Raw genomic sequence first — 957 nt, 5'->3', positions numbered from 1 at the left:
GACGAGAGCGAAAAACCGCTCCACCTGATTGATCCATGAGGCCCCGGTCGGCGTAAAATGAACGTGCCAGCGCGGGCGCCTGGCCAACCAGTCACGGATCAGCTTCGTCTTGTGGGTGGCATAGTTATCCATCACCAGATGGATATCGAGGTCAGTCGGCACATTGGTTTCGATCTGGTCAAGGAATTTGCGGAATTCCGTGGATCGGTGCTTCGGATAACACTTTCCAATGATGGTGCCGGTGGCAATGTCGAGAGCTGCGAACAGTGAGGTCGTACCGTGGCGGGTATAGTCATGTGTCCGCCGCTCGACCTGGCCGGGCCGCATCGGGAGCATGGGCTGGCTGCGATCCAGCGCCTGGATCTGGCTCTTCTCATCCACGCACAGTACCAGCGCACGCTCCGGCGGTGCCATATACAGACCAACGATGTCGCGGACCTTCTCCACGAAGAGGGGGTCGTTCGACAGTTTGAAGGTCTCTGTTCGATGCGGCTGTAACCCGAACGCTTTCCAGATGCGATGGATCGTTGACGGTGCATATCCCACGGCCTGTGCCATCGAGCGCAGCGACCAATGCGTAGCACCGCGCGGGGTTTCTTCCAGTGTCCGGCGGATCGTCTCCGCGATTTCCCCGTCGCCGATCGAGCGTGGTGTCCCCGGCCGGGGTTCATCGTAAAGCCCGTCCAGACGGTCCGTTGCAAAACGCCGGCGCCACTTGCCAACCGTGTTGATGTCCGCGCCCGTCAGGTCACGGATCGCCTTGTTCTCATGCCCATCGGCTGCGGCAAGGACAATACGGGCTCGCCGCGCAAGCGCCTGGCCCGTCTTGCGCGCCCTTGCCAGAGATTCCAGTTCCTGACGCTCCAATGCCGTCAGTTCAATCGCAACCGCTACACGTCCCATTCGATTACCCCTGCCATCAGGATAATCATATAAACTTCTCGATCAGGACACTAG

At 59.7% G+C, this 957-nt stretch carries 1 protein-coding gene; it reads right to left on the bottom strand.

Going from position 1 to position 957, the window contains the following annotated elements; translation table 11 throughout:
- Positions 1-903, bottom strand: a 903-nt coding sequence (locus CFR80_RS18440) for an IS630 family transposase (RefSeq protein WP_019087287.1), incomplete at its 3' end; no start/stop codon positions are given.
- Between the last annotated feature and the right edge of the window lie 54 nt (positions 904-957).

Origin of the sequence: Komagataeibacter oboediens, assembly GCF_003207815.1 — a bacterium.
Classification (GTDB): domain Bacteria; phylum Pseudomonadota; class Alphaproteobacteria; order Acetobacterales; family Acetobacteraceae; genus Komagataeibacter; species Komagataeibacter oboediens.
Note: the sequence above shows the minus strand (reverse complement) of the source record. Positions and strands in the feature narration are given on the sequence as shown.